This is a genomic window from Gluconacetobacter azotocaptans, assembly GCF_014174355.1.
In the GTDB taxonomy this organism is placed as follows: domain Bacteria; phylum Pseudomonadota; class Alphaproteobacteria; order Acetobacterales; family Acetobacteraceae; genus Gluconacetobacter; species Gluconacetobacter azotocaptans.
The window spans coordinates 264177-289724 of record NZ_JABEQF010000006.1 but is presented as its reverse complement, the minus strand read 5'-3'; the positions used below and the strand labels follow the sequence as shown (position 1 = coordinate 289724).

The 25548-nt window shown below is 66.7% G+C and carries 20 protein-coding genes; 13 read left to right on the top strand and 7 right to left on the bottom strand.

What is annotated here, in order from left to right:
* Position 1: 1 nt before the first annotated feature.
* The 4 genes from HLH34_RS10730 to HLH34_RS10715 are packed head-to-tail and all read right to left on the bottom strand — an operon-like array spanning position 2 to position 5180.
* Complete coding sequence (locus HLH34_RS10730) at positions 2 to 1033, bottom strand: ribose-phosphate diphosphokinase (protein WP_264784314.1); 1032 nt, start codon at positions 1031 to 1033, stop codon at positions 2 to 4.
* Positions 996 to 1988 (bottom strand): 1-phosphofructokinase family hexose kinase, encoded by a 993-nt coding sequence (locus tag HLH34_RS10725; protein ID WP_183119558.1) that lies wholly within the window; start codon positions 1986 to 1988, stop codon positions 996 to 998. Before HLH34_RS10725 ends, HLH34_RS10730 begins: the two co-directional genes overlap by 38 nt.
* A 36-nt stretch (positions 1989 to 2024) precedes the next feature.
* Positions 2025 to 4430, bottom strand: coding sequence for a phosphoenolpyruvate synthase (ppsA, locus tag HLH34_RS10720; RefSeq protein WP_183119557.1), 2406 nt, complete (start codon positions 4428 to 4430; stop codon positions 2025 to 2027).
* Between the two features lie 42 nt (positions 4431 to 4472).
* Complete coding sequence (locus HLH34_RS10715; RefSeq protein WP_183119556.1) at positions 4473 to 5180, bottom strand: CBS domain-containing protein; 708 nt, start codon at positions 5178 to 5180, stop codon at positions 4473 to 4475.
* Between the two features lie 270 nt (positions 5181 to 5450).
* Here HLH34_RS10715 and HLH34_RS10710 point away from each other — a divergent pair, with 270 nt between their 5' ends.
* The 3 genes from HLH34_RS10710 to HLH34_RS10700 are packed head-to-tail and all read left to right on the top strand — an operon-like array spanning position 5451 to position 9853.
* Positions 5451 to 7382 (top strand): DUF47 family protein, encoded by a 1932-nt coding sequence (locus HLH34_RS10710; protein ID WP_183119555.1) that lies wholly within the window; start codon positions 5451 to 5453, stop codon positions 7380 to 7382.
* A complete protein-coding gene (locus tag HLH34_RS10705) occupies positions 7372 to 8997 on the top strand; it encodes a PEP/pyruvate-binding domain-containing protein (protein WP_183119554.1) in 1626 nt (541 codons plus the stop codon). The genes HLH34_RS10710 and HLH34_RS10705 overlap by 11 nt, the downstream gene beginning before the upstream one ends.
* A 55-nt stretch (positions 8998 to 9052) precedes the next feature.
* Positions 9053 to 9853, top strand: coding sequence for an SDR family NAD(P)-dependent oxidoreductase (locus HLH34_RS10700; protein ID WP_183119553.1), 801 nt, complete (start codon positions 9053 to 9055; stop codon positions 9851 to 9853).
* Positions 9854 to 9860: 7 nt separating this feature from the next.
* Here HLH34_RS10700 and HLH34_RS10695 read toward each other — a convergent pair whose 3' ends face one another.
* From HLH34_RS10695 to HLH34_RS10685, 3 genes are read right to left on the bottom strand one after another with little or no spacing between them, the layout of a single operon-like run.
* Positions 9861 to 10820 carry an ABC transporter substrate-binding protein gene (locus tag HLH34_RS10695; protein ID WP_183119552.1) on the bottom strand — a complete coding sequence of 320 codons (960 nt, stop codon included), beginning with the start codon at positions 10818 to 10820 and terminating at the stop codon, positions 9861 to 9863.
* A gap of 49 nt (positions 10821 to 10869) precedes the next feature.
* Positions 10870 to 11892, bottom strand: coding sequence for an ABC transporter permease subunit (locus HLH34_RS10690; protein WP_183119551.1), 1023 nt, complete (start codon positions 11890 to 11892; stop codon positions 10870 to 10872).
* A gap of 13 nt (positions 11893 to 11905) precedes the next feature.
* Complete coding sequence (locus HLH34_RS10685; RefSeq protein WP_240161370.1) at positions 11906 to 13480, bottom strand: sugar ABC transporter ATP-binding protein; 1575 nt, start codon at positions 13478 to 13480, stop codon at positions 11906 to 11908.
* Positions 13481 to 14030: 550 nt separating this feature from the next.
* Here HLH34_RS10685 and HLH34_RS10680 point away from each other — a divergent pair.
* The 10 genes from HLH34_RS10680 (at position 14031) to xylB (ending at position 25535) form a co-directional block, all read left to right on the top strand.
* Positions 14031 to 15041 (top strand): sugar ABC transporter substrate-binding protein, encoded by a 1011-nt coding sequence (locus tag HLH34_RS10680; RefSeq protein WP_240161371.1) that lies wholly within the window; start codon positions 14031 to 14033, stop codon positions 15039 to 15041.
* Between the two features lie 26 nt (positions 15042 to 15067).
* Positions 15068 to 16030, top strand: a complete 963-nt coding sequence (locus tag HLH34_RS10675) for an ABC transporter permease (protein WP_183119549.1) — start codon at positions 15068 to 15070, stop codon at positions 16028 to 16030.
* On the top strand, positions 16027 to 16869 hold the full coding sequence (locus tag HLH34_RS10670; RefSeq protein WP_240161372.1) for an ATP-binding cassette domain-containing protein: 843 nt from the start codon (positions 16027 to 16029) through the stop codon (positions 16867 to 16869). The genes HLH34_RS10675 and HLH34_RS10670 overlap by 4 nt, the downstream gene beginning before the upstream one ends.
* Positions 16870 to 16997: 128 nt before the next feature.
* Positions 16998 to 18626 carry an FGGY-family carbohydrate kinase gene (locus tag HLH34_RS10665; RefSeq protein ID WP_183119548.1) on the top strand — a complete coding sequence of 543 codons (1629 nt, stop codon included), beginning with the start codon at positions 16998 to 17000 and terminating at the stop codon, positions 18624 to 18626.
* A gap of 255 nt (positions 18627 to 18881) precedes the next feature.
* Complete coding sequence (locus HLH34_RS10660; RefSeq protein WP_183119626.1) at positions 18882 to 20159, top strand: ABC transporter substrate-binding protein; 1278 nt, start codon at positions 18882 to 18884, stop codon at positions 20157 to 20159.
* 9 nt (positions 20160 to 20168) lie between these two features.
* Complete coding sequence (locus tag HLH34_RS10655; protein ID WP_183119547.1) at positions 20169 to 21086, top strand: carbohydrate ABC transporter permease; 918 nt, start codon at positions 20169 to 20171, stop codon at positions 21084 to 21086.
* A gap of 5 nt (positions 21087 to 21091) precedes the next feature.
* On the top strand, positions 21092 to 21919 hold the full coding sequence (locus tag HLH34_RS10650) for a carbohydrate ABC transporter permease (RefSeq protein WP_183119546.1): 828 nt from the start codon (positions 21092 to 21094) through the stop codon (positions 21917 to 21919).
* A 40-nt stretch (positions 21920 to 21959) separates the two neighbouring features.
* A complete protein-coding gene (locus tag HLH34_RS10645) occupies positions 21960 to 23066 on the top strand; it encodes an ABC transporter ATP-binding protein (RefSeq protein ID WP_183119545.1) in 1107 nt (368 codons plus the stop codon).
* 40 nt (positions 23067 to 23106) lie between these two features.
* Positions 23107 to 23880: an SDR family NAD(P)-dependent oxidoreductase gene (locus HLH34_RS10640; RefSeq protein WP_183119544.1), complete on the top strand. Its 774-nt coding sequence runs from the start codon at positions 23107 to 23109 to the stop codon at positions 23878 to 23880.
* A gap of 140 nt (positions 23881 to 24020) precedes the next feature.
* Positions 24021 to 25535: a xylulokinase gene (xylB, locus tag HLH34_RS10635; protein WP_244959839.1), complete on the top strand. Its 1515-nt coding sequence runs from the start codon at positions 24021 to 24023 to the stop codon at positions 25533 to 25535.
* The last annotated feature ends 13 nt before the right edge of the window (positions 25536 to 25548 follow it).

Below are 25548 nucleotides of genomic sequence, written 5' to 3'. Positions count from 1 at the left end.
CTCAGAATACGAACAGGTCCGACAGCGGCAGGTCGCGGTGCAGCCTGCGAATGGCTTCGGCAAACAGCGGCGCGGCGGACACGACCTCCAGCTTGCGTCGGGCCGGCCCGTCCGGCAACCGGACGGGCGGGACCGTGTCTGTCATCAGGATACGGTCGATGGCCGGTTCGGCCAGGACGGTCTCCGCGCCGGCCGAGAACAGACCATGGGTGACGCAGGCCACCACCTGCCGCGCCCCGCCGCCGCGCGCGGCGCGGGCCGCGCGGGCAAGCGTTCCGCCGGTGCTGACCATATCGTCGATGACGATGCAGGTCGCGCCCGCCACATCCCCCACGAACAGGTCGCCGGAGACCTGCCCGCCGCTGCGGTGCTTCTCGGCGAAGGCCGTGCCGACAGGGCGTCCGGTCGCTTCCTCCAGCGCCCCGCGCAGGCGTTCGGCCCGCTTGCCCCCGCCAAGGTCCGGCGAAACGACGCACAGACGCCCGGCGTCGGCGGTCAGGCTGCGGATGGACGTCACCAGCAGGGGGACGGCCGTCAGCGCCACCGTCCGCCGGCGGAAGGCGTTTTCGAACGCCGCCTCGTCATGCACGTCCATCGTGACCAGACGGTCGGTTCCGACGGCTTCGAACAACGTGGCGACATAGCGCGTCGTCACCGGGTCGTTCGGCTTCGTCCGCCGGTCCTTGCGCCCATAGCACAGATAGGGCGCGATGGCGGTCACGCGCGCGGCCCCCGCATCCTTGCAGGCGCCGATAAAGAACAGCAGCCGGCACAGCCGGTCATTGGCGCTGCCCGCCGCATCGCCATGCAGACTGTGCAGCAGATAGACATCCGCGCCGCACACCGGGTCCAGCGCGCGGGTCTTGTGTTCGCCGTCCTCGAAATCGCGTTCCTCGTGCCGGCTCAGCGTCAGGCCCAGGTGCCGGGCAACCCCGTGCCCCAGCGCGTCGGTGCCGGCTAGGGCGAACAGGCGAATGGCGGCGTCCGCCAGGGGGTCAGCCTGCCGGCCGGGTCGTGCCTGCGGTGGTTCCACCGTTCGATCCCTTTGCATTGGGCGGAGCGCTCGCCCTGATCTGCCGGAACAGGGTCTCGACCGTATCGCGCCGGGCCTGGGCCGTGCCATAGAATTCGACGCTGGCGGACCCGGCGGCGACGGCCAGGGCCAGCGCCTCGTCGGGGGGCATGCCGCGTGTCAGGCCCAGCACCAGGCCCGCCATGAAACTGTCGCCCGCGCCGACGGCGCCGCGCACCTGCACCGGCGGGGCGGCCAGGTACGTCAGGCCGGCGGCGGATCCCAGCCATGCCCCGTCCGGCCCGAGGCTGACGGCGATCATCCGGGCCGCGCCGGCACGCAGCACCCGCCCGATCTCCGTCGCCAGGGCATCCTGTCCCTGGACCGGATGGCCGACCAGGGACTCGAATTCCCCATGGCTGAGTTTCAGCAGGTCCACCCCCTGGCCGACGACCGCGCGCAGGGCCGCGCCGGATGTATCGACGGCAAGGCGCCAGCCCCGCCGCGCCCCCACGGCGGCCGCCCGCGCATAGAAATCGTCGGGCACCCCGCGCGGCAGGCTGCCGCTTGCAACGACCCAGCCGGCATCAAGGGTCTCCAGGATCGCCAGGCTGTTCCGCCATTCGGCCTCGTCGATCAGGGGGCCCTCGGACACGAAACGGTATTCCAGATGGCTCGCGCGCTCCTGCACGTTCAGGCAGATGCGGGTCCGCCCCCCGATCGGCAGGCTCTTCCAGGGCACGCCGGCCTGGTCGAGCAGTTCCTCGACCAGGCGCCCGGTCACGCCGCCGGTCATGATCACGGCCAGGGTCTGGCCGCCCAGCTCATGGATGACGCGGGCGACGTTGATCCCCCCGCCGCCGGGGTCCAGCCGCTCGTCCGCCGTGCGGATCTTCTGCGTCGGGCGCACCTCCGCCGCGACGCAGGCGACGTCCACGGCGGGGTTGAGCGTCAATGTCGCAATAATCTGGGACATGTCAGGTGATCCCGCGCAGGGGGCGATGCGCGCCCTTCAGGCCATGGCGTCCTCGGCCTGGCGGACGACATCCATGGTGCGAAGCAGGCTGGACGGATTGACGCTGATCGAATCGATGCCGATCGCGACCAGGAAGCGGGCGATATCCGGATCGTTCGCCGGGGCCTCGCCACAGATCCCGATCTTGCGTTCGTTGCGCCGGGCGCCGGTCACGGCCAGGCGCAGCATTTCGCGCATGCCCGGATCGCCTTCATCGAAATCGAACGCGACGATTTCGGAATCGCGGTCCACACCCAGCGTAAGCTGGGTCAGATCATTCGATCCGATCGAAAATCCGTCGAATTCCGCGGCAAAGGAATCGATCTGGATGACGTTGTTGGGGATTTCGCACATCATGTAGATCTCCAGCCCGTCCTTGCCGCGCGCCAGGCCGTTCCGGCCCATCGCGGCCAGCACGCGTTCGGCTTCCACCACCCGGCGGCAGAACGGCACCATGACGATCAGGTTGGTCAGCCCCATCTCCCCCCGCACCCGCGACAGCGCCGCGCATTCCAGCGCGAAGCCGTCGGCATAGGCCGGGTGGGCATAGCGCGACGCGCCGCGAAAGCCGATCATGGGGTTCTCCTCGTGCGGCTCGAACGTCGCGCCGCCGATCAGGGCCGCATATTCGTTGGTCTTGAAATCCGACAGCCGCACGATGACCGGCCTGGGATGGAAGGCGGCGGCAATCGTGCCGATCCCCTCCGACAGGGCGCGGATGAAATAGTCTCCAGGCGACGGGCTCTCCGCCGTGCGTTCGGCCACCCGCCGCCGGTCGTCGGGCGCCAGGCGTTCGGGGTGCGCCAGCGCCATCGGATGGATGCCGATGGATTCGCTGATGATGAACTCCATGCGCGCCAGCCCCACTCCCGCGCAGGGCATCATCGCCGTCCTGAACGCCAGTTCCGGATTGCCCAGATTGACCATGACGGGCGTGCGCGGGCGCGGCAGGCTGCCGACGTCGGTGCGGGTGAGCGTGAAGGGGATCTCGCCCTCGTAAATCGCCCCGCTCTCGCCCCCCGCGCACGAAACTGTGACGCGCTGTCCCGACCGCAGGACCCGCGTCGCGTCGCCGGTCCCGACGACCGCCGGAACCCCCAGTTCGCGCGCGATGATGGCGGCATGGCAGGTACGGCCGCCGTGATCGGTCACGATGGCGGCCGCGGTCTTCATGACCGCCTCCCAGTCGGGATTGGTCGAAGGCGCGACCAGGACGTCGCCGGGCTGGAAGGATTCAAGTTCGTCCCGGGTGGAAATCACGCGGACCGGACCGCCCCCGATCTTCTCGCCCACGGCCCGGCCGCGCGCCAGCACGGCCCCGTCCCCCGTCAGGGTATAGGTTTCCAGCATGGCCGCGCCCCTGCGCGAGGCCACGGTCTCGGGTCGCGCCTGAACGATATAGAGCCGGCCGTCATCGGCATCCTTGGCCCACTCGATGTCCATCGGCACCGGGTGGCCGGCCTGTCGCGAATAATGATCCTCGATCAGCAGCGCCTGGTCGGCCAGGCACAGGGCTTCGGCATCGCTGATGCAGAAGTGCTTCTGCCGGTCCGGCGGGGTCGGCGCGTTGCGGACGCGCGATCCGCCGGGACCCGGCTCCAGGCCCATCGTCAGCTGCTTCCGTCCCAGGACATGCCGCAGCACGGTACGGTGTCCCTGGCGAAAGGTCGGCTTGTGGACATAGAATTCGTCCGGATCGATGGTGCCCTGGACGATGTTTTCGCCCAGCCCGTAGGCCCCGGTAATCAGGACGACGTCGCGGAAGCCGGATTCGGTATCCAGGGTAAAGATGACGCCGCTGGACGCGCGATCGGCATGAACCAGCTTCATGACCCCGACGGACAGGCTGACCTTGAAATGGTCGAAGCCGTTATCGGCGCGATATACGATGGCCCGGTCTGTGAAGAGCGAGGCAAAGCAGTGGCGGCATGCCTCGAAGATCGCCTCGATCCCGCTGACATTCAGGTAGGACTCGTGCTGGCCCGCGAAGCTGGCCGTGGGAAGATCCTCCGCCGTCGCGGAACTGCGGACCGCGACCGCGACATCCGGACCATATTGCGCTTCGAGAAGACGATAGGCATCGCCGACAAGCCGGTGCAGCGTCCCGGTGCCGGTGGCGGCATAAACCAGGTCGCGCGCCCGGGCCGCCTGCCGCGCCAGCAGGGCGATGTCGGTCGGGTCCAGAGGGTCCAGCAGGGCATGCAGGGCCGGCCAAGCGTCTGCCGCGTCCAGCGCGTCGCGATAGGCGCGCGCCGTCAGAACGAACCCGTTGGGCACCAGGATACCCTGCGCCGCCAGCCCCCGGTACATCTCGCCCAGCGAGGCATTCTTGCCGCCCACCAGGGGAACATCCCCAAGTCCGACATCTTCGAACCATCGCAGGGATTCCGAAGAGTCCGTCATCACGCCCGCTCCCTCTTCCTGGCCGCGAAACGCCGCGGCGCCTTACAACGGGGGCGGAGGGATGGTGACGCCCGCGAACGGTTCGACGCAGGTAATGTGGTCCACGACGGAAACGACCCCCTTCACGTTTTCCGCCGCCACACGGGCCGCGGTGCGCAGCCGGTCGTCGGTGACGGTACCGCCAAGGTCCACCACCCCGTTCCTGACATCCACGCTGATGGCGCTCCGCGCGCCCAGGTGCAATTCGCTCTGGTATTCCTCCAGGATGGACTGCCTGATGCTCTGGTCGTCGGACACCGCAGACGCGCCCGACATCAGCGGCAGCAACGCGCGCAGCACGTCGGCGCGCGACAGCATGCCCACGACCTGGCCGTTCTTCACGACCGGCAATCGCCTGATATGCTGCAGCATCAGCGTGGCGACGGCGTCGCGCAACGGCGTCTCGGGCCCGACGGACACGAGCCGCTCCGACATGATATCGGCAACCTTGCGGCCATGACTGTGGACATAGTCCTCGGCCTGCCGCCCCGACGACCGGAACAGGTCCCCGAACCACGAATGCCCGGCGGTTTCCAGTTCGCTCCGGCGCATGAGGTCGCCTTCGGTCAGAATGCCGACCAGATGCCCCTTCTCGGTTATGACCGGCAGCCCGCTGATTTTATGAGCCACCATCAGCCGGATGGCGTCCGCGACCGATTGCGTTGGCTCGACACAGATTGCCGGCGAGGTCATGACGTCCTTGACCTGCATGACACGCGGTCTCCGATGCGTAGCGTCCCGCCCCCGGACGTGATGGGTAAATGCCGGATATCGGCAGGCCACCGAATGAATGTTTCGAGCGTCCACCCTGCGGGACACCCGGTGACCCTAGATGCGCGCGCGCCGCCCCCCCTGCAATCGCACTCCGGGATTCGTGATGATGCAACCGCACACCGCGACGGCGTTTAGGGACCATGTTCCCCGTCATCCCGCGACCGACATGGTCAATGGCCCGGCCGGCCCCCTGGGAGGGAAAACAGAATGACCATCCAGAAGGAGACCGTGGTTGCCGAGCTCGCGCAGGGCGCGCTGCTTCTGCCCAACCTGATTGCGGACGGACTGGCCGCGAATGCCCGCATAAAATTCGCCCTGAGCTGGCTGCAGGCCATCGAGGCATCGTCCGGCCGGGACGATCGTACGCCTTTTGCGGATCTGGGGGCCGAACGGGCCCTGGCCGGGCTCGACCATAACCCGCTTTACGATCCTCCCGCCCTGCTGGAGCGAACCGGCGACGGCGTCCGGGTGCCACAGATCGGCGCGGTGATGTCGCGCCTGCTGGACGACCTGTCGCACATGTGCGCGGCCGTGGAGGCGGGCGTGACCGCAGGCCTCTTCGACCGCGCGGCGGCAGCCACGTTCCGCGGACGTGAGCAGGCGCTTCGCGCATCCCTTCATCTCGACGGCGACGTCCTGACCCCTGGCCTGGTGTCGCGGCTGTCGCGCCTTTCAGGCAGCGACGAGGCGTCGTTCCACGGCCTGGTGATGGAGATGCACAAAGCCATCAACGACATCGCCGCCGGCCTGGCGGAAACGGACGTTGCGGGCGCCCGCGCCTACCTCCTGGACCAGGCGGACAGGGACCGCCTTGTCGCATTCATGCATGGGCTGAACCGAACGGCGCCCCTGAAGTTCAACCACCCGGGGCTGGCCACCAACGCAATGCGCGACGGCGCCCGCATGATCATCCAGAACGATCTGGGCACGACTGACGCGCATGTTCTGATCGCCCAGGTCGAGAACCTCCGCCTGAACATCATCCACAGCGATATTCATAAACAACGTCTCGATTTTTTCCAAAGACGCCTGCCCCGGTTTTCGTGGACCGTCTCCAACCGGCACGCGCAGGGCATGGAGGACGATGTTTTCCTTGTCACGGTTGGAACGTTCGACGCCCCCGACCTGGCGACGCTCGATGCCGCGCTGGAGGAGCTGGGCGCGTCACTCGTATTTCTCATCGACTGGAACAAGGCGCGGAAAAGCCTCGGCCGCTTCGTCCCACGCCGGGAAGCTGTCGCCATTCTGGACTGGGCCGCCGATCACGAATATGGCCATCGCGCCTATCTGGAAATCGGCGGCGAGGTCATGATCGACGATCTGCTGGAAACCGTGTCGCGGATCACCGGCGTCTCCTATACCTCTCTGCAGCGCGCCCTCGGCAAGGACGACACGACGACGTTTTTGCGTGAGACATTGCGCATCGCCAGCGAAAATCTGCGCGGCGGCCGATCGCCCTTCGTCATCCGTGACCTGTTGCAGGCGGAATTGATGATGCGCGTCGGATCCGTGGCCGATCGCATTCTCGATGATGCCGTGGACCATGCCGCGCTGATCCTTGACCTGGGCAACCTGGTGCATGCCACGCTGCTGGACAATGTCGCCGATCTCGGTGGGGCCGCTACGCGGGCCAAGCTCTGGGAAGCACTTGCCGACCGGCAGGTGGGACGCATCTGCGACCTGTCCCGCGACGGCAAGGTGCGCGCCTGGCGCATGATCGCCTCGGAGGCCGACGATGCCGCCGACAAATTCGAAGAGGTCGCGTTTCTTCTGCAATTTCTGCCCCGCGACCTGCCGGTCGAACTGCGCGAGCGATTTCTGCTTCTGGTCGAAGGCGCCATCATGGCGGTCAGGGACTATGTCCGCCTGCTGTGCGCGCTGCGCAACGAACACCAGACCATCGCGCGGCAGGACATGCGCGCGTTCATGGCGTTTCTCGACCGGCTGCACGAGCATGAACACGCAACGGACGACATCCAGCGCGACCTGTTCACGCATCTGATGCACGCGGATGTCGACGCCCGGGTGTTCCATGTCACGACCGCCGTTGCCGACGGGTTGGAGGAGGTGGCGGACGCGTTGCTGAATGCGGGCCGCCTCGTGTCGGATCATGCCGTGGGAGAGTGGTTTGCAACCTGACCCCATCCAGATCATCGAAGCAGGCGTACTGCCGCCCCCCGCAGGCGCGGTGTCCCTGCTTGGCGGGAAAGCCTTCAACCTCGTGGTTCTGGCCGCGATGGGCCTGCCCGTGCCACCCGGCTTCGTCCTGCCGACTTCGCTCTGCGCCCAATGGATCGCCAACGGCCCGCCGCCGATGGAAGAGTTCCGGGCGCGCGTCGCCGGCCCGCTGAGCCGTCTGGAGCAGGCGACCGGCCTGGCGTTCGGCGACGCGCGGCGGCCATTGCTGGTTGCGGTCCGCTCGGGCCCCCCGATCTCGATGCCCGGCATGCTCGACACGGTCCTGAATGTCGGGCTGACGCGCGCGACCCTGCCGGGGATGATGGCGCAGACGGGCGATCCCCGTCTTGTCTGGGACTGCTATGCGCGACTGGTCAGTTCGTACGGGCAGGTCGTGCACGGCCTGGACCCCGCGCCATTCGAGGACGCATCGGCAAGCGCGCTGCTGGCCGGGCAGGCCGGGACCCTGTCCGACCTCGATACCCTGTCCCTGCGCGGCCTGGCGTTGCGATATCTCGATATTTTCGAAGAAATGTCGGAACGTGCCTTCCCCGACACGCCCATGGAGCAGCTTGTGCAATCGGTGGACGCGGTGTTCCGGTCATGGGAGTCCGATCGCGCGAAGACCTATCGGCGGATCAGGAATCTGACCGACCTTCCCGGCACCGCGGTGACCGTACAGCGCATGGTCTACGGCAATTCGGGACCGAAATCGGGATCGGGCGTCGGATTTACACGCGACCCGGCGACGGGCGAGAAACGGCTTTATCTGGATTTTTCCTTCAATGCGCAGGGCGACGACGTGGTTTCGGGCCGCAGGCGTGTCACCCCCGCCACTACGCTCGCCCGCATCATGCCGCAGGTCGCACAGAGCCTGGAACACTTCGCCAGGCAGATCGAAGACAGATTCCACGATATGCAGGATTTCGAATTCACCGTGGAAGACGGGCGGCTTTTCATGCTGCAGACCCGCGCGGGCAAACGATCCGCGTGGGCGCGCCTGAAGATCGCCGTCGACATGGTGCGCGAAGGCCTGATCGGCGTCGATGAGGCACTGCGGCAGTTGGAAGGTTTGAATTACACCGCGATCACGCGCCGGCGCGTGGTGGGCGCGCATGGCCAGGCGATCGCCAAAGGCACGCCGGCCGGGATAGGCGCCGCAACGGGCGCCATTGCCATGAGCGCGGACGTCGCACGACAGTTTGCCCAGCAGGGGCGGCCGGCCATCCTGGTCAGCAATGACGTCCTGACCGAGGACATCGAAGGGATCGCCAGTGCCGAGGGACTGCTTGCGGCGCATGGCGGCCGTACCAGCCACGCCGCGGTCGTGGCGCGCGAACTCGGCAAGGTCGCCATTGTCGGATGCGCCGATCTTGCGGTGGCGCCCGACAGGAAAAGCTGCCTGATCGCAGGCAGGCGTTTCGACAGCGGGGCGGACATCACGCTCGATGGAGAAAGCGGCTGCATCTACGAGGGACGCATCACCGTCGACGAAGTACGCCCATATGACGAACTGGCGACCGTGGAAGCCTGGTTGCGGGCGCGCGCCGCAGACGCAGGCGACAGCCTGCCATAAGAATCTCCGGTTTTCACTTCCCCCTCCCTTCGGGGGGCATTCAAAGGGCAGCGCCATGGCATCCCACGATCAGACCCGTTTCGACGGTCGCCGCGTGTTCGTCACCGGGGGCGGCCAGGGCATCGGCGCCGCAACCGCGATGGCCTTCGCACGCGAAGGCGCGCGCGTCGCCCTGAACGATCTCGACCCCGAAACGCTGCGGCGGACAATGGCCGGCCTGCCCCCCGCCGGCGCCGGCCCCCACCTGGCCCGGCCGGGCGATGTCGCCCGCGAGGAGACGGTGGCCGATCTGCTCGGCACCGCGATCGCGGAGATGGGCGGGCTGGACATCCTGGTGTGCAACGCCGGAATCCAGATCCCCAGTCCGTCCGAGGCGGTCACGACCGACGATTTTGCCAAGGTCCTGGCGGTCAACGTAACGGGGGTCATGCTGTGCGTCCGCGCGGCCCTGCACCATTGGCTGACGGCCGGCGCGCCGGGGATTGTCGTGGTGACCAGTTCGGTGCACCAGATCATCCCCAAGCCGGGTTACCTCGGCTATTCCGCCAGCAAGGGGGCGATCGGGAACATGGTGCGGACCTGGGCGCTGGAATATGCCGACCGGGCTATCCGCGTGAACGCGGTCGCGCCGGGCGCCATCGAGACGCCGATGAACAAGGCATGGACCGCCGACCCGCGCCAGCGCGCGGCGGTCTCGCGCCATATCCCGATGCGCCGCCCCGGCAGCGCCGGCGAGGTGGCGGATGCCATCCTGTTCCTGTCGTCCGATCAGGCCGCCTACGTGACGGGCCAGACGCTGTTCGTCGATGGCGGCCTGACGCTCTATGGGGATTTCCAGGAAAACTGGGCCTCCTGAGGGTGGTTCAGTGGCTGGTCCAGCCCTGGTAGCTTGCGACGTTGTCGCGGGTGATCAGCTTGGGCGTGATCAGCTGGACCGTGCCGTCCTTCATCTTGCCGTCCAGCAGGTTCTGCCCCGCCGTCACCGCGTCGATGCCCATCTGATACGGGTCCTGGCTGGAGGATGCCAGGATCGACGAGGTCTTGTCCTTCAGGGCGACGACGATTTCCGGCGCACCGTCGACCGAGGTGATGACCAGGCCCGAACGATGCGCCTGCCGGGCGGCAAGGTCGCTGCCCACGGCCTGCGGGTCGTTGATGGTGAACACGCCGTTCAGGTCGGGGAACCGCACCAGATACCCCTGCATGACGGCGAAGCCGGCGTCGCGCGAGCCCTGGCCGTTCTGGTCGTCGGACACGATCTTGATGCCGGGGTTCTTGGCCAGCACCTCCTTGCAGCCATTGACCCGATCGATGACCGAGGACACCTGCGGGCCGTTTTGAATGGCCACGTTGCCCTTGCCGCCCAGCTGCTGCGCCAGGAACGTGCAGGACAGGCGGCCGGCCGCGACATTGTCGGTCTGGACGGTGGCGCTGGCGCCGACCGCGCCGACGTCGACCACCACCACCACGGCGCCCGCGTTCCGCGCGCGTCTGATGGCCGGCAGGATGGCCTGCGGATCGACCGCGTTGACCAGGATGAGATTGTCGCCCGAGGCGATGAAATTATCGATCTGCGAGAACTGCTTGTTCAGGTCGTAATCGGCCGAAACCGAGGTGATGCGCGCCCCCGGCGCCAGCTTCGCCGCCTGGGCGGTGGCGCCTTTGACCAGCGCCACGAAATAGGGATTGCCCAGCGTGCCCAGCGAGATGCCGATGCCCGTGATCGTCTTGGCCTGTGCCGGGGCGGCGCCCAGGCTCCCACCCAGGGCCCCACCCAGGGCAAAGAAAGCCAGGCCGGCGAAAAGCGCGGATTTGAACGTCATGATGACAGGTCCGATGAGAGGGAAGGAAGAAGGAGGAGACCGGCGGAATTCAGGTCCGCGCGGCAGGCTGGCGGAAGCGGTCGAGCGCCACGGCGATGATGATGACCAGGCCCTTGATGATGAACTGCCAGATGTCGGACACCCCGATCAGGATCAGCCCGTTCGAAAGCACGGCAATCATCAGCCCGCCCACCAGCGTGCCCCAGACCGAACCGATGCCGCCGACGAAGGACGTGCCGCCCAGGATGACCGCGGCGATGGCGTCCAGCTCGTAGGACTGGCCGAGCTGCAGCCCGTTGGCGGCATAGAGGCGGGCCGAGGACATGACGCCGCCCAGCCCCGCCAGCAGGCCCGACAGCGCATAGACGAACATCAGCACGGCGGGCACGTTGATGCCCGCCAGACGCGCGGCGGCGGGGTTGCCGCCCACCGCGTAGATATGCACGCCCAGCACCGTGCGCCGCAGCACGAACCAGCAGGCGACGATGACGACCAGCGCGATGACCGCCAGCCACGGGATGACCAGCGTCGAGGTCACGGGAATGCCGTCGTTGCCGATCCAGGCATAGGACAGCGACGGGTTGAAGATGGTGCGGTCCTCGCCCATCAGCCGGGCCAGGCCCCGTACGGCGGTCAGGGTGCCCAGGGTGACGATGAAGGGCGGGATCTTCAGCCCCGCCACCAGCGACCCGTTCAGCAGGCCGATCAGCAGCCCTGCGCCGAGGCAGGCCGGGATGGCCAGCCAGCCCAGCCCGGGCACCAGCGAGACCATCAGCCCCCCCATGGCCGAGAATGCCAGGGTGGAACCCACGGACAGGTCGATGCCGCCCGTCAGGATGACGAACGTCATCCCGGCCGACAGCACCACGTTGATCGCCGCCTGCTGGGCGACGATCGACAGGTTCTGGCCACTGAGAAAGCGGTGGCCGCCGAAAAAATGAAACCCGACGGCCAGCAGGACCAGCACCGGCAGCATGCCGGCCGCCTGCATGACGCTGCGAAGCCGTTCGGACGTGCGGACGGACGACGGGATTTCCGCCGGGCCGAGGGGGGGGACGAGTGCGCTGGACATGGTGTGGTGTTCCTCAGGCCGCAACGCCGGCGGCATAGGCCATGATGGCTTCCTGGGTGATGTCGGGCCGGTCCGGCCCGCCGACCTCGCCGGTGATCACGCCCTCGCGCATCACCAGCACGCGGTCGCAGATGCCGACGATTTCGGCCATTTCGCTGGAGATCACGATAATCCCCAGGCCCTTCGCCGCCAGATCGCCGATCAGGCGGTAGATTTCGGATTTGGCGCCGATATCGACGCCGCGTGTCGGCTCGTCCAGGATCAGCACCTTCGGGCCCGTCTCCAGCAGGCGGCCCAGCAGCACCTTCTGCTGGTTGCCGCCCGACAGGCCGCCGACCGACACCAGCGTGCTGGCCGCGCGGACCTTGAGCATCGAGAACGCGCCGCTGGCGCGCGACCGGCCCCGACGGTTGTCCAGCACGCCGCCATGGGCATCGCGTCCGATGACGCCCATGTTGATGTTCCCGGCGCAGGACATGTCCAGGAACAGGCCCAGCGCCTTTCGGTCCTCGGTCAGGTAGGCGATGCCGGCATCCAGCGCCTCGCGCGGGGACCGAATCTCGATCGTCTTGCCGTCCAGCCTGATCCGTCCGCTGGGGTGGGGGTCGGCGCCGAAGATCAGCCGCGCCAGTTCGGTCCGTCCGGCGCCCACCAGCCCCGCGATCCCCAGCACCTCGCCGCGATGCAGCGTAAAGCTGCTGGGCTGCACCCGCGCGCCGTCGGTCAGCCCGTCGACTTCAAGCACCGGCGGCCCGAACACCGGCCTGACCCCGCGCTGCTTGACGTAGAAGCCCGACAGGTCGCGGCCGACCATCATCCGCACGATGGAGGCCGAACTGATCTCCTGCTTCTCCAGCATGCCGACATAGGTGCCGTCGCGCAGCACCGCCACGCGGTCGGCCAGTTCGTCGATCTCGGCCATGCGGTGGCTGATATAGATCAGCGCGATGCCCTCAGCGCGCAACTGGCGGATCAGCGCGAAAAGCCGGTCGGTCTCGCGGGCCGAAAGGGCCGTCGTGGGTTCGTCCAGCACCAGGATGTGGGCGCGGCGATACAGCGCGCGCGCGATTTCGACCAGCTGCTGCTCGGCGACCGACAGGGTGGCGACCAGGGTCTGGGGCCGGAAGGGCGTACCCAGCCGTTCGAGCAGCGGACGGCAGGCCTCGTTCATCGCGACGCGGTCGATCAATCCGGCCCGGCCCAGCTCCGAGCCCAGATGGATGTTCTCGGCCACCGTCAGGTTCGGCGCCAGCGCCAGTTCCTGATAGATGATGGCGATACCGGCCGCACGCGCCGCCGCCGGGTTACCGAGCTTGACCGGCTGTCCGTCGATCCGGATTTCGCCGCCCGGATCGGCGACATAGGCGCCCGACAGGATCTTCATCAGCGTCGATTTTCCCGCGCCGTTCTCGCCCATCAGGGCCAGCACTTCGCCGGCATAGGCGGCAAGCTGCACATTCTGCAGGGCCTTGACGCCAGGAAAACTTTTGGAAATTCCGAACATTTCCAGAACCGGTCTGGCATGTTCGGCGGACATTGCAGGGGCGGCGCCATCGGCCGCCATGGGCTGAAACGTTGTGGAATTCATGAGCACACCATTTTTCGAGCCTTGATTATCGACTCTTGTTTTTTTGAGGTGTCCGGCCGTGTTACATGTCCAGGGGCAAGGCAGTACGACGAAGGCGCCCGGAAAGGGCGCATCGGTAACGCAAACTGCCATCCTGGCGACGAGTTTCACACACGCTCCGGTATTTCACGCACGGCATGCCGTCTGCCGGCCGCCATGCCCGCGCGGCGGGTTTGCAGAGGGGTCGGGAATGTCGACGTTGAAATAAAGACCCAAGGGTTCCAGCAGGCGCAAGTAAAAGAACGGTGTATACAATGCCGATTTCTATCGCGCTTTATTGATCGGGCAGTCACCGGGAAATGCTTTGTTTCCATGCCCGTCGGCAGTAACGACAGCAGGTGCCGTTCAATCGGGTTCCCGCCCGGCTGCACTGCGCATCTTTCCCAGGCATTCCGACAACATGACGGACAAAGAATGCAAGATCGCCTTGAAAAGGCGGCCCTGTCTGGAGGACACGATGTGGAACAGGTCTTTCGCGCCGATGCAAAATGGCGTCGGTCGTCGAGGAATCATGCAGACTGCGGCACTTGGCGCCTCGCTGGCGGTGCTGGGCAACGTACGCCGCGCCGCCGCCCAGGAGGCCAGCCATCCCAGATTTCGGTTTGTCTTCGTCAATCATGTGACGACAAACCCGTTTTTCACCGCGACGCAGTACGGCCTCCGCGACGCGGCGGCCCTGGTCGGCGCGGATACGCAATGGACCGGGTCGCAAAACAGCATCGCGGCCGAGATGATCAGCGCGATCAATTCCGCGATCGCCGCCAAGGCCAGCGCCATCGCCGTCAGCCTGGTCGACCCGCATGCGTTCAATGACCCGGTGGAACGCGCCCTGGCCGCCGGCATCCCGGTGTTCGCCTATAACGCCGACGTCCCGGCGGGGTCGGGCAACAAACGTCTGGCCTATATCGGGCAGGATCTGTTCAAGGCCGGGCAGATGATGGGCCGGCGGATTCTGGACCTGGTGCCCGGCGGGCGCGTGGCGCTGATGATCGCCACCCCCGGGCAGCTGAACATCCAGCCCCGCATCGACGGCGCGCGGGATGTCCTGGACAAGAGCGGCCGGTCCTACCAGATCGACGTTGTCGCGACCGGCGCCACGGTGAACGAGGAACTGTCCAAGGTCAAAGCCTATTATCTGGGCCATCAGGACGTCAAAGGCATGTTTTCGGTCGATGGAGGCACCACCCAGAGCGTCGCCGAGACGATGGAACAGTACGGCCTGGCCGCCAAGGGCGTGCATGGCGGCGGCTTCGACCTGCTGCCGCGTACGCTCAGCCTGATCCAGGGCGGACACCTGGATTTCACAATCGACCAGCAGCCCTACCTGCAGGGCTACTACACGGTCATGGAAATGCACAATTACCTGATGTCCGGCGGGCTGGTGGGGCCGGCGGAGATCAATACCGGCCTGAAATTCGTGACCAAGGCCAATGTCGCGCCCTATCTCGCAACCAAGAGCCGCTTCGAGGGCAGTTCGAGCGAGGCGCAGTTCATCCCGCGGTCAGGCCCCATCCAGTCCTAGGCCCCGTGCGACAAGGATGCGACCTCATGGCAAGAACGCTCAATACAATGCTGAAATGGCGCGAACTGAGCGTCATCGTCGTGGCGGTGGTGCTGGCGGTCTATTTCCAGATCGCCAACGCCAACTTCCTGCTCTCCAACGCCAGCCTGCAGAACCTGTCCCAATTCATCGCCCCAGTCGCGCTGATCGCGTGCGGCGAGGTGGTCCTGATGATCGGGGGGGAGATCGACCTGTCGGCCGGCATGGTCTACGCCCTGACCCCCTTCCTGATGTATTTCCTGACCCGCGCCGGCCTGCCCGCGCCCCTGGCCATCGTGGGCGCGCTGGCGGGCGCGGCCGCGGTCGGCGCGGTGAACGGCATGGTGACCGTGCTGCTGCAGGTGCCCTCATTCGTCACCACGCTGGGCATGCTGTTCCTGCTGAACGGGCTGACGCTGACCCTTTCCGGCGGCACCCCGGTCGGGGTGGATGCCGGCCCCACCCTGGCCTTCATCATGGGCCGGGGCGGCTATGCGGAATTCGTCTGGGCGGCGCTGATCGTGCTGGTGATGCATTTCATGCTGCGCAACACCCGCTGGGGGCTGCACACCATCGCGGCCGGGGCCAACCCCACCGGGGCCAGCGAGGCGGGCATCCGCACGCGGGAACTGAAGATGGTCAATTTCGTCATCAGCGGCGCGCTGGCCGGGCTGACCGGGATACTCGAGGCCTTCCGCATCTCGTCGATCGACCCGACGGCCGGGGGCACGCATATCATGTTCCTGGCCGTGGCGGCGGCGGTCATCGGCGGGACGCCGCTGGCCGGCGGGTCGGGGACCATCGCCGGCGCGATGATCGGGGCCATGGTGCTGGGCATCCTCAATGACGGCTTCACCCTCATCGGGATCAACGCCTTTACCTTCGACCTTATCCTGGGCGGGGCCATCCTGGTGGCCATGCTCTGCAATATCCTCATCAGCCGGTACCGGCGCAGGATGGCTGTATCATGACCCATACCCCCATCGCCGGCCTCCGCGCGACCCAGATGACGTACGCCGCCCTCGACGGCGCCGAACAGATCGCCGTCACGGACCTGTTGCGGGCCGAGGACATCGTCAAGACATTCGGCCCCGTCACCGCCCTGAACGGGGTGTCGCTGCGGCTGCGCCGGGGCGAGATCCTGGGCATCCTGGGGGACAACGGCGCCGGAAAATCGACGCTGATGAAGATCCTGACCGGCTACCAGCCGCAGACGTCGGGAAAATTATATATCGACGGCGCCGAGACCGTGCTGCGGTCGGTCGACCACGCCCGGGCCCTGGGCATCGAATGCGTCTACCAGGACCTGGCGCTGGCCAATTCGCTGTCGGTCTATCACAATATTTTCCTGAACCGCGAAATCCTCTATCCCGGCTTCCATATCCTCAACAACCGGGCGATGCGGCGCGAGGCCATCCGGTGCCTGGAGGAAATCGGCGTCTATATTCCCTCGGTGGATGCCGAAGTGGGGGCGCTGTCGGGCGGGCAGCGACAGGCGATCGCCATCGCCCGCGCCGTGCACGCCAGGGCCCGCATCCTGCTGCTGGACGAACCGCTGGCCGCGATGGGCGCGCGCGAGGCCGCCCTGATCATCGACCTGATCCTGCGGCTGAAGGCCGAGGGCAACATGTCGATCATCATGATCATGCACAATTACGCCCAGACGCTGGATATCGCGGACCGTATCATGCTGATGCAGCGTGGCCAGGTTACTTACGAAAGCGACGCCCGATCGACGTCGGTTCCCGAATTGATGACGATCGTGCGGCGGGAATACCAGCATTTCCAGTTGCATAAGGAAAGCGCGTAATACACGGCGGGGCAGAACGGATCAGGGCCCGAGGCCCTGGACCCCGACCATGAATGAACGACCGGGTTTCCAAAGGGCGCTGCCCTTTGGCGGGTTTCAGGGCAGCGCCCTGAGGAAGGACGCAGGGCATGGATGTCGTTCTGGGAATTGACGTGGGAACGGGCAGCGCCCGCGCCGGGGTCTTCACCGCCGACGGCCGCAAGCTGGGGGCGGCCAGCCGCGCGACCCGGACATGGCATCCCCGTGCGAATATCGCCCAGCAATCCTCGGCCGATATCTGGCGGGCCGTGTGCGCCAGCGTGTCCGACGCGATGACCACCGCCGCCGAACGCGCCGGCACGCCGCTGCATGTGCGCGGAATCGGGTTTGACGCCACATGCTCGCTGGTGGTGCTGGACGGCGAAGGCGCGCCGCTGTCGGTCGATGCGCATGGCGCGGCGGGCCAGGACGTCATCCTGTGGATGGACCATCGCGCCATGGCCGAGGCGGCGCGGATCAATGCCGGGGGATATGAGGTCCTGCGCTATGTCGGCGGCGTGATCTCGCCCGAGATGGAAACCCCGAAGCTGCTGTGGCTGAAGGATCACCTCCCCGATATCTTCGACCATGCCGGCTATTTTTTCGATCTTCCGGATTTCCTGACCTGGCGGGCCACCGGGTCCGATTCGCGGTCGCGCTGTTCGACGGTCTGCAAATGGACCTATCTGGCGCATGAGGACCGGTGGGACGATTCCTATTTCCGCGGCATCGGCCTGGGCCGTCTGGTGGACGAGGGCCATCGCCGCATCGGCACCGATATCCGCCCGCTGGGCGGGCAGGTCGGGTCAGGATTGACCGCGCAGGCGGCCGAGGACCTGGGGCTGCCGCAGGGGACGCCGGTCGCGGTCTCGGCCATCGACGCGCACGCGGGCGGCATCGGCCTCATCGGCGCGGCACCGGCGCCGGGCGGCGCGTCGTTCGACCGGCGCCTTGCGCTGATCGGCGGAACGTCGAGCTGCCACATGGTGGTGTCCTCCGCGCCGCGTTTCGTGCCGGGCGTCTGGGGGCCGTATTTCGATGCGATGCTGCCCGGCCTCTGGCTGAACGAGGCCGGCCAGTCCGCCACCGGCAGCCTCGTCGATTTCGTGATCGCAAGCCATCCGGCCACCCCGGCGCTGCGCCGGCAGGCCGAGCAGGACGAGCGGACGATCTACCAGGCGCTGAACGACATCCTGGCCGGTCTGGAACAGGGACACCCCTCCGGCACCTGTACGCGCGATCTGCACGTGATGCCCGATTTCCACGGCAACCGCTCGCCCCACGCCGACCCCGATCTGCGCGGCATGATCAGCGGGCTGGCCCTGTCGGCAACCGATGACGATCTGGCGTGTTTATACCTGGCGACGATCCAGGGCCTGGCCTACGGAACCCGCGACATCATCGATGCCTTGAATGGGCAGGGCTATGCCATCGACACGATCCTTGCGACAGGCGGCGGCACGAAGAATCCGGTTTTCGTCCGCGAACACGCCAATGCGACCGGCTGCCGCATCCTGCTGCCCGAGGAGCCCGATGCCGTCCTGCTGGGCAGCGCAATCCTGGGCGCCGTGGCCGGCGGGGTCTACCCGTCGATCGGCGACGGGATGGCGGCCATGAGCCGCACCGGCGCCGAAATCCTGCCCGACGCGCGGAGCCGAGGGTTCCACGACGCCAAGTTCCAGGTCTTCCGCCAGATGTACGCCAACCAGAAGCAGTACAGGGACATCATGTCCCGATAGCGCTTCTTTCCGACCACGACATACCGAACCGCCCGCCAGGACGCCCAACACGGCGTCACCCGACAACAAGGGCGGAATGAAAAAAAGGGTTAGAACATGGTGCATTCCACCACTCTGAGAGCCTGTTTGAAAATATGGGCTGGTGAACGCCCGGCGTGTGTTTTCGAGCACCGAAGCGGAGTGCAGAAAATGCGCGTCGGATCGCCGCCAGCGCGCATTTTCAAACAGGCTCTGCGGCGTTGCGCGGGCCTGTCCATGCTGGTGCTGGCGGCGGGGCCGGCGCATGCGGCCAGCACGCTGACGATTGCCACGGTCAACAACGCCGACATGGTCATCATGAAGCAATTGTCCGGCGAATTCGAAAAAAGCCATCCCGACATCCATCTGAACTGGGTCACGCTGGAAGAAAATGTCCTGCGCCAGCGCGTGACCACCGACATCGCGACCCGGTCCGGCCAGTTCGACATCCTGACCATCGGCAATTACGAAGTGCCGATCTGGGCGAAACAGGGCTGGCTGGCGGCCTTGTCGCCCGACGCCGCCTATGACGCGGACGATATCCTGCCGTCGGTCAAGGCGGGGCTGACGGTCGACGGCAAGCTGTATGCCCTGCCGTTCTATGCCGAAAGCGTCATGACCTATTACCGCAAGGATCTGTTCGCCAAGGCCGGCCTGACGATGCCCGACGCCCCGACGTACGACCAGATCCGGACCTTCGCCGATAAGATCACCGACAAGGGAAACCAGGTCTACGGCCTGTGCCTGCGCGGCAAGCCCGGCTGGGGCGAGAACATGGCCTATGTCACCTCGCTGGTGAACACGTTCGGCGGCCAGTGGTTCGACATGGCGTGGCGTCCCATGCTGGATTCCGCCGAATGGAAGGCGGCGCTGACCTGGTACGTGGGCGCCCTGAAAGCCGACGGGCCGCCCGGCGCGACGTCGAACGGCTTCAACGAGAATCTGGCCCTGTTCGGCAGCGGCCATTGCGGCATGTGGATCGATTCCACCGTGGCCGGCGGCCTGCTGTTCGACCCGGCGCAATCGCATGTCGCCGGTAACGTCGGCTTCGCCGCGGCACCTCTGGGGCCGTATGGAAAAGGGCCGACCTGGCTGTGGAGCTGGAACCTGGCCATCCCGGCCTCGTCCAGCCACACGGCGGACGCACAGACTTTCGTCACGTGGGCAACGTCGAAGGAATATGTGCGGCTGGTGGCCAGGACGCACGGATGGGTCGCGGTACCCGCGGGCACACGCCTTTCGACATACGACAGTGCGGAATACCAGAAGGCAGCCCCGTTCGCGTCGTTTGTCCATACCGCCATTGACCGCGCCGACCCCAACGGGCCGACGAAGCAGCCCCGCCCCTATGGCGGCGCGCAGTTCGTCGCCATTCCCCAGTTCCAGGCCATCGGCACCCAGGTCGGACAGATCGTCGCCGCGGCATTGTCGGGACAGACCAGCGTCGATCAGGCCCTGACGACGGCGCAGGCGTCGGTGACACGCACCGTGCGCCAATCCGGGCTGATGCGGTAGGAGGGACAGATGGACCAGGCGGCACGGCGGATCCCGGTCGCGGCGCCTGTGGGCAGGCCGTCGCATGCCCGGCGCACCGGGGGGGCGCTGCTGCTGTCGCCTGCGGTCATCCTTCTGCTGATATGGTCTCTGGTGCCGCTGGCCATGACGCTGTGGTACTCGGTGCGCCGCTACAATCTGGTCGACCCCACGCAGGTCGGGTTCGCGGGCGCCAGCAATTACGTGTACCTGCTGACCGACCCTGATTTCATCACCGCGCTGCTGAACACCGCCATCCTGGTGGGGGGCGTTCTGGTCATCACCGTGGGGCTGGGCACGCTCCTGGCCGTGCTGTTCGACCAGTCGTTTCTCGGGCGCGGGATCGCGCGGGTGCTGGTCATTTCGCCGTTTTTCGTCATGCCGACGGTGTCCGCCCTGTTGTGGAAGAACCTGATGCTGCATCCGATCTACGGCGTCTATTCCGCCATGATGCGGGCGGTGGGGCTGACGCCGGTGGACTGGCTGTCGCGCTATCCTCTGGCGACGCTGGTCATGATCGTGTCGTGGGAGTGGCTGCCGTTCGCGATCCTGATCCTGCTGACGGCGATCCAGTCGCTGGATGCCGAACAGAAGGAGGCCGCGCGCATGGACGGCGCGGGGCCCCTGGCCCAGTTCCGCTACATCATCCTGCCGCATCTGTCGCGCGCCATCACGGTCGTGATCATGATCGAGACGATCTTCCTGCTGGCGGTCTTTGCCGAGATTTCGGTCACCACGGCGGGCGGTCCGGGCGTTGCGTCCACGAACCTGGCCTTCCTGATCTATTCCCGCGCGTTGCTGCAATTCGATGTCGGGGGCGCATCGGCCGGCGGCGTGGTGGCCATCGTCATCGCCAACATCGTGGCGGCGTTCCTGCTGCGCGCCGTCGCCCGCAATCTGGAGGCCTGACGCCGATGACCCGGAAACGCGCGCGCCTGCAGCGCATTGCCATCGGCGGGGCGGCATGGGCCGTCGCTCTGTGGGTGTTCTTTCCCATCCTGTGGATGGTGCTGACCGGCTTCAAGACCGAACCCGACGCGATTTCGACCCCTCCGCACCTGATCTTCCATCCGACCCTGTCCAGCTATCGCGAGGTCTTCGCGCGCGAGACGTACTGGCACTTCGCGCTGAACAGCGTCACCATTTCCGTTCTGGCCAGCATCGCGGCCATCCTGCTGTCGATCCCGGCGGCCTATGCCATGGCGTTCCTGCCCGGGCGGCGCACGCGCGGCACGCTGCTGTGGATGCTGTCCACCCGCATGCTGCCGCCGGTGGGCGTACTGGTGCCGATCTACCTGCTGGCGCGCAGCACGGGCCTGCTGGACACGCGCACCGGACTGGTCGTGATCTATACACTGACCAACCTGCCGATCATGGTCTGGATGCTGTACACCTTCTTCCGCGAGGTACCGGTCCCGATCCTGGAGGCCGGGCGAATGGACGGCGCCACGCGCTGGCAGGAAATCACCCAGGTGCTGCTGCCGCTGGCGCTGCCGGGGATCGCATCGACGGGCCTGCTGTCGATGATCCTGTGCTGGAACGAGGCGTTCTGGTCGCTGAACCTGACGTCTTCCGCCGCCGCCCCGCTGCCGACCTTCATTGCCTCGTTTTCCTCACCCGAGGGCCTGTTCTTCGCCAAGCTGTCGGCGGCGTCGACGCTGGCGGTCGCACCCATCCTGGTCTTCGGATGGCTGAGCCAGAAACAGCTTGTCCGCGGCCTGACCTTCGGCGCGGTGAAATAGCCGGACGATCTGAACCATACAGGATTGCAAGGGAGGCGTCATGGCGACCGTAGAATTGCGGGATATTCGCAAGACCTATTCGGACGAGGAGATCATCAAGGGGGTCTCCCTCACGATCCACGACCGGGAATTCGTCGTCTTCGTCGGGCCGTCCGGCTGCGGCAAATCGACCCTGCTGCGCATGATCGCGGGGCTGGAGGACATCAGCGCCGGCGAACTGCTGATCGACGGCGTGCGCGCCAACGAAAAAGGGCCGGCCGAGCGCGGGCTGGCCATGGTGTTCCAGTCCTACGCGCTGTATCCGCATATGAACGTCTATCGGAACATGGAATTTTCCCTGCGGCTGGCCGGCATGCCCGTGGCCGAGCGGCGGCAGCGCATCGCCGACGTCGCGCGCATCCTGCAGCTGGAACCCTATCTGGACCACAAGCCGGGCCAGTTGTCCGGCGGCCAGCGGCAGCGCGTCGCGATCGGGCGCGCCATCGTGCGCAACCCCAAGGTGTTCCTGTTCGACGAACCCCTGTCGAACCTGGACGCCGCCCTGCGCGGGCAGATGCGCGTGGAACTGGCGACCCTGCACCGGCGGCTGGGGGCCACGACCATCTACGTCACCCACGACCAGGTCGAGGCCATGACCATGGCCGACCGCATCGTGGTCCTGCGCAAGGGTGTCGTCGAACAGATCGGCACCCCGCTGGACCTGTATCACCGGCCGCGCAACCTGTTCGTGGCACAGTTCATGGGGTCGCCGACGATGAACGTGCTGCCGGCGCATATCGTCTCGGTCACCGATCACGCGGCGACGGTCACGACCGGCCCGCTGACCGTGACCGTGCCCGTCGATGCGGGGTCGTTGCAGCCCGGGGCGGCCGTCACGTTGGGGGTGCGCCCCGAACATATCGGGCTGGATGTGGCCGGTGCGCCGCAGGGCCTGGTCGAGATCAGCGAACGTCTGGGCGCCGCGACGCTGCTGCATGTGCGCCTGTCCGACGGGCGGCAGATCGTGGTGCAGACCGGCGGCGACAACATGAACGCCCCCGACAGCGCGGTCGGCGTAACCCCCGATCCCGCGCATTGCCACCTGTTCGACGCCGACGGCGCCGCGCTGGATCGCCTGGCCGCGCACCCGTTGCAGGTCGGGTCGTAGCCCCTTTTCAACCGGCTGACATGCTTGGGATGCCAATGGAATGTATACGCAAAAGCTCCGCCTTGACGGCCGCACCGCCATTGTGACGGGCGGCGCCCAGAATATCGGCCTGGCCTGCGTAACGGCGCTGGCCGAATTCGGCGCGCGCGTCATCATCGCCGACCTGGACGAGGAACTGGCGACCAGCGCCGCCGAAGCCCTGCGCGCCGAGGGCCTGAACGTGGCCGGCACCCGGCTGGACGTGACCAGCACCCAACAGGTGGATGCCGTCGCATCGCGCCTGCGGGCCGAGGAAGACCATATCGACATCCTCGTCTGCAATGCCGGCATCTGCATTTCCGAGGTCAAGGCCGAGGACATGACGGATGCGCAGTGGCTGAAGCAGGTCGATATCAATCTGAACGGCATCTTCCGCTGCTGCCGGGCCTTCGGGCGCATCATGCTGGACCAGGGCGGCGGCGCGATCGTCAACATCGGTTCGATGTCGGGACTGATCGTCAACAAGCCGCAGGAACAGGCCGCCTATAACGCGTCGAAGGCCGGCGTGCATCAATACACGCGCTCGCTCGCGGCGGAATGGGCCACGCGCGGCATCCGCGTCAACGCCGTCGCGCCCACCTATATCGAAACGACGCTGACGCGCTTCGGCATGGAACAGCCGCGACTGTACGACGCCTGGCTGGAGGGCACGCCGATCCATCGCGTCGGCCAGCCGGACGAGGTCGCATCCGTGGTCCAGTTCCTGGCCTCGGACGCGGCCAGCCTGATGACGGGGGCGATCGTCAATGTCGATGGCGGCTTCACCGTCTGGTAAGCAAAGGCAAGGGTTTCACCCTTGACCCACCAAAGGGCATCGCCCTTTGTAAACCCAGGACTTCATGAAACGAATGGGATGCAAGGGCCTAGGCCCTTGCCGGGTTCGGGCAGAGCCCGACCTTCCTTTTCCATGGAACCATGACACGGATTGTTATGACCTATCTGGGACTCGATATCGGCACCACCGCGACGAAGGCGATCCTCGTCGATGAACGGCAATCGGTCGTGGCGACCGCCACCGTTCCGTCGCGCATCGACCAGCCCGGACCGGGCCTGAGCGAGCAGGATCCCGAAACATGGGTGGACGGCATCCGCCAGGCACTGGCGCGGCTGAGGACCACCGCGCCGGAACCCTATGCCGCCATCCGCGCGATCGGCCTTTCAGGGCAGATGCACAGCATCGCCCTGCTGGACGACCGGCTGCGGCCCGTGCGCCCTGCCCTGCTGTGGAACGACACGCGCGGCCAGGCGCAGGCCGGCCGCCTGCAACAGGATGTGCCGGGCCTGGGCCGCGCGACGGGCGTGCGCCCCATGGCCAGTTTCAGCGCGGCGAAACTGCTGTGGATCCGCGAGAACGACCCCGCCGCATTCGCGGCCATGCGGCATGTGCTGTGGGCGAAGGATTACGTGCGGCTCTGGCTGACCGGAGAACTGGCGACAGACATGTCGGACGCCGCCGGATCGCAACTTTTCGATCAGGAAAACCGCACCTGGTACAATCCGATATGCGATTATCTGGGGCTCGGCACCGATCGTCTGCCGATCCTGCGCGAGGGCACCGACCGCGCCGGCCGGCTGCGTGCCGATGTGGCGCGCGATCTGGGGCTGGCACCAGGCGTGACCGTCGCCACGGGCGGCGGAGACACCCCGGTGGGGGCCGTCGGCCTGGGCCAGGTCGAGGCGGGGCAATCGTTCATTTCGCTGGGCACGGGGGCGGTCTACGTCACCGTGCAGGACGGCTACGCGCCTGACGCCGAAATCCGCTTGCACAGCTTCGCCCATTGCATTCCCCGGCGCTGGTATCAGATGGCCGCCATGCTGAACGGGGCAAGCTGCCTGGCATGGGTTGCCGCCCTGTGCCACGAAAGCGATATCCCCGCCCTGCTGCGGCGGGTACAGGGCCGTGGCATGCGGCCAAGCCGCGTCCTGTTCCTGCCCTATCTGCGGGGGGAACGCACGCCCTATCACGATACCGACGCGCGCGGCGCGTTCATCGGCCTCGATGCGTCGTGCGACGCGGTGGATCTGGCCAGGGCCGTACTGGAAGGCGTAGCGTTTTCGCTGCGCCAGGGCCAGGATCTTCTGGCAGGGCAGCAGCCGATAGCGGGCCCGGTCGCGCTGATCGGGGGCGGCGCGCGCAGCACCGAATGGGCCGGCATCATAGCGACGATCCTGGGGCGCGAACTGGTCGTGCCGCGCCATGCCGAACATGCCTGCGCCATCGGCGCGGCCCGGTTGGCGATGGTCGCGGACGGCTGGCCGATGGCGGACGCCACGCCACCCTTCGCCGTCGAGAAAACCATCGTCCCGGACCGCGATGCGATGCCACTCTATGACGAACGGTATGCCTGTTTCCGTGACCTCTATCCGGCCCTTCAATCGATCAGCCGGAACGCCGGGCTACAGGACGATTTGTCCGGGAAATTCTCGTAAGAATTTCCCGGAC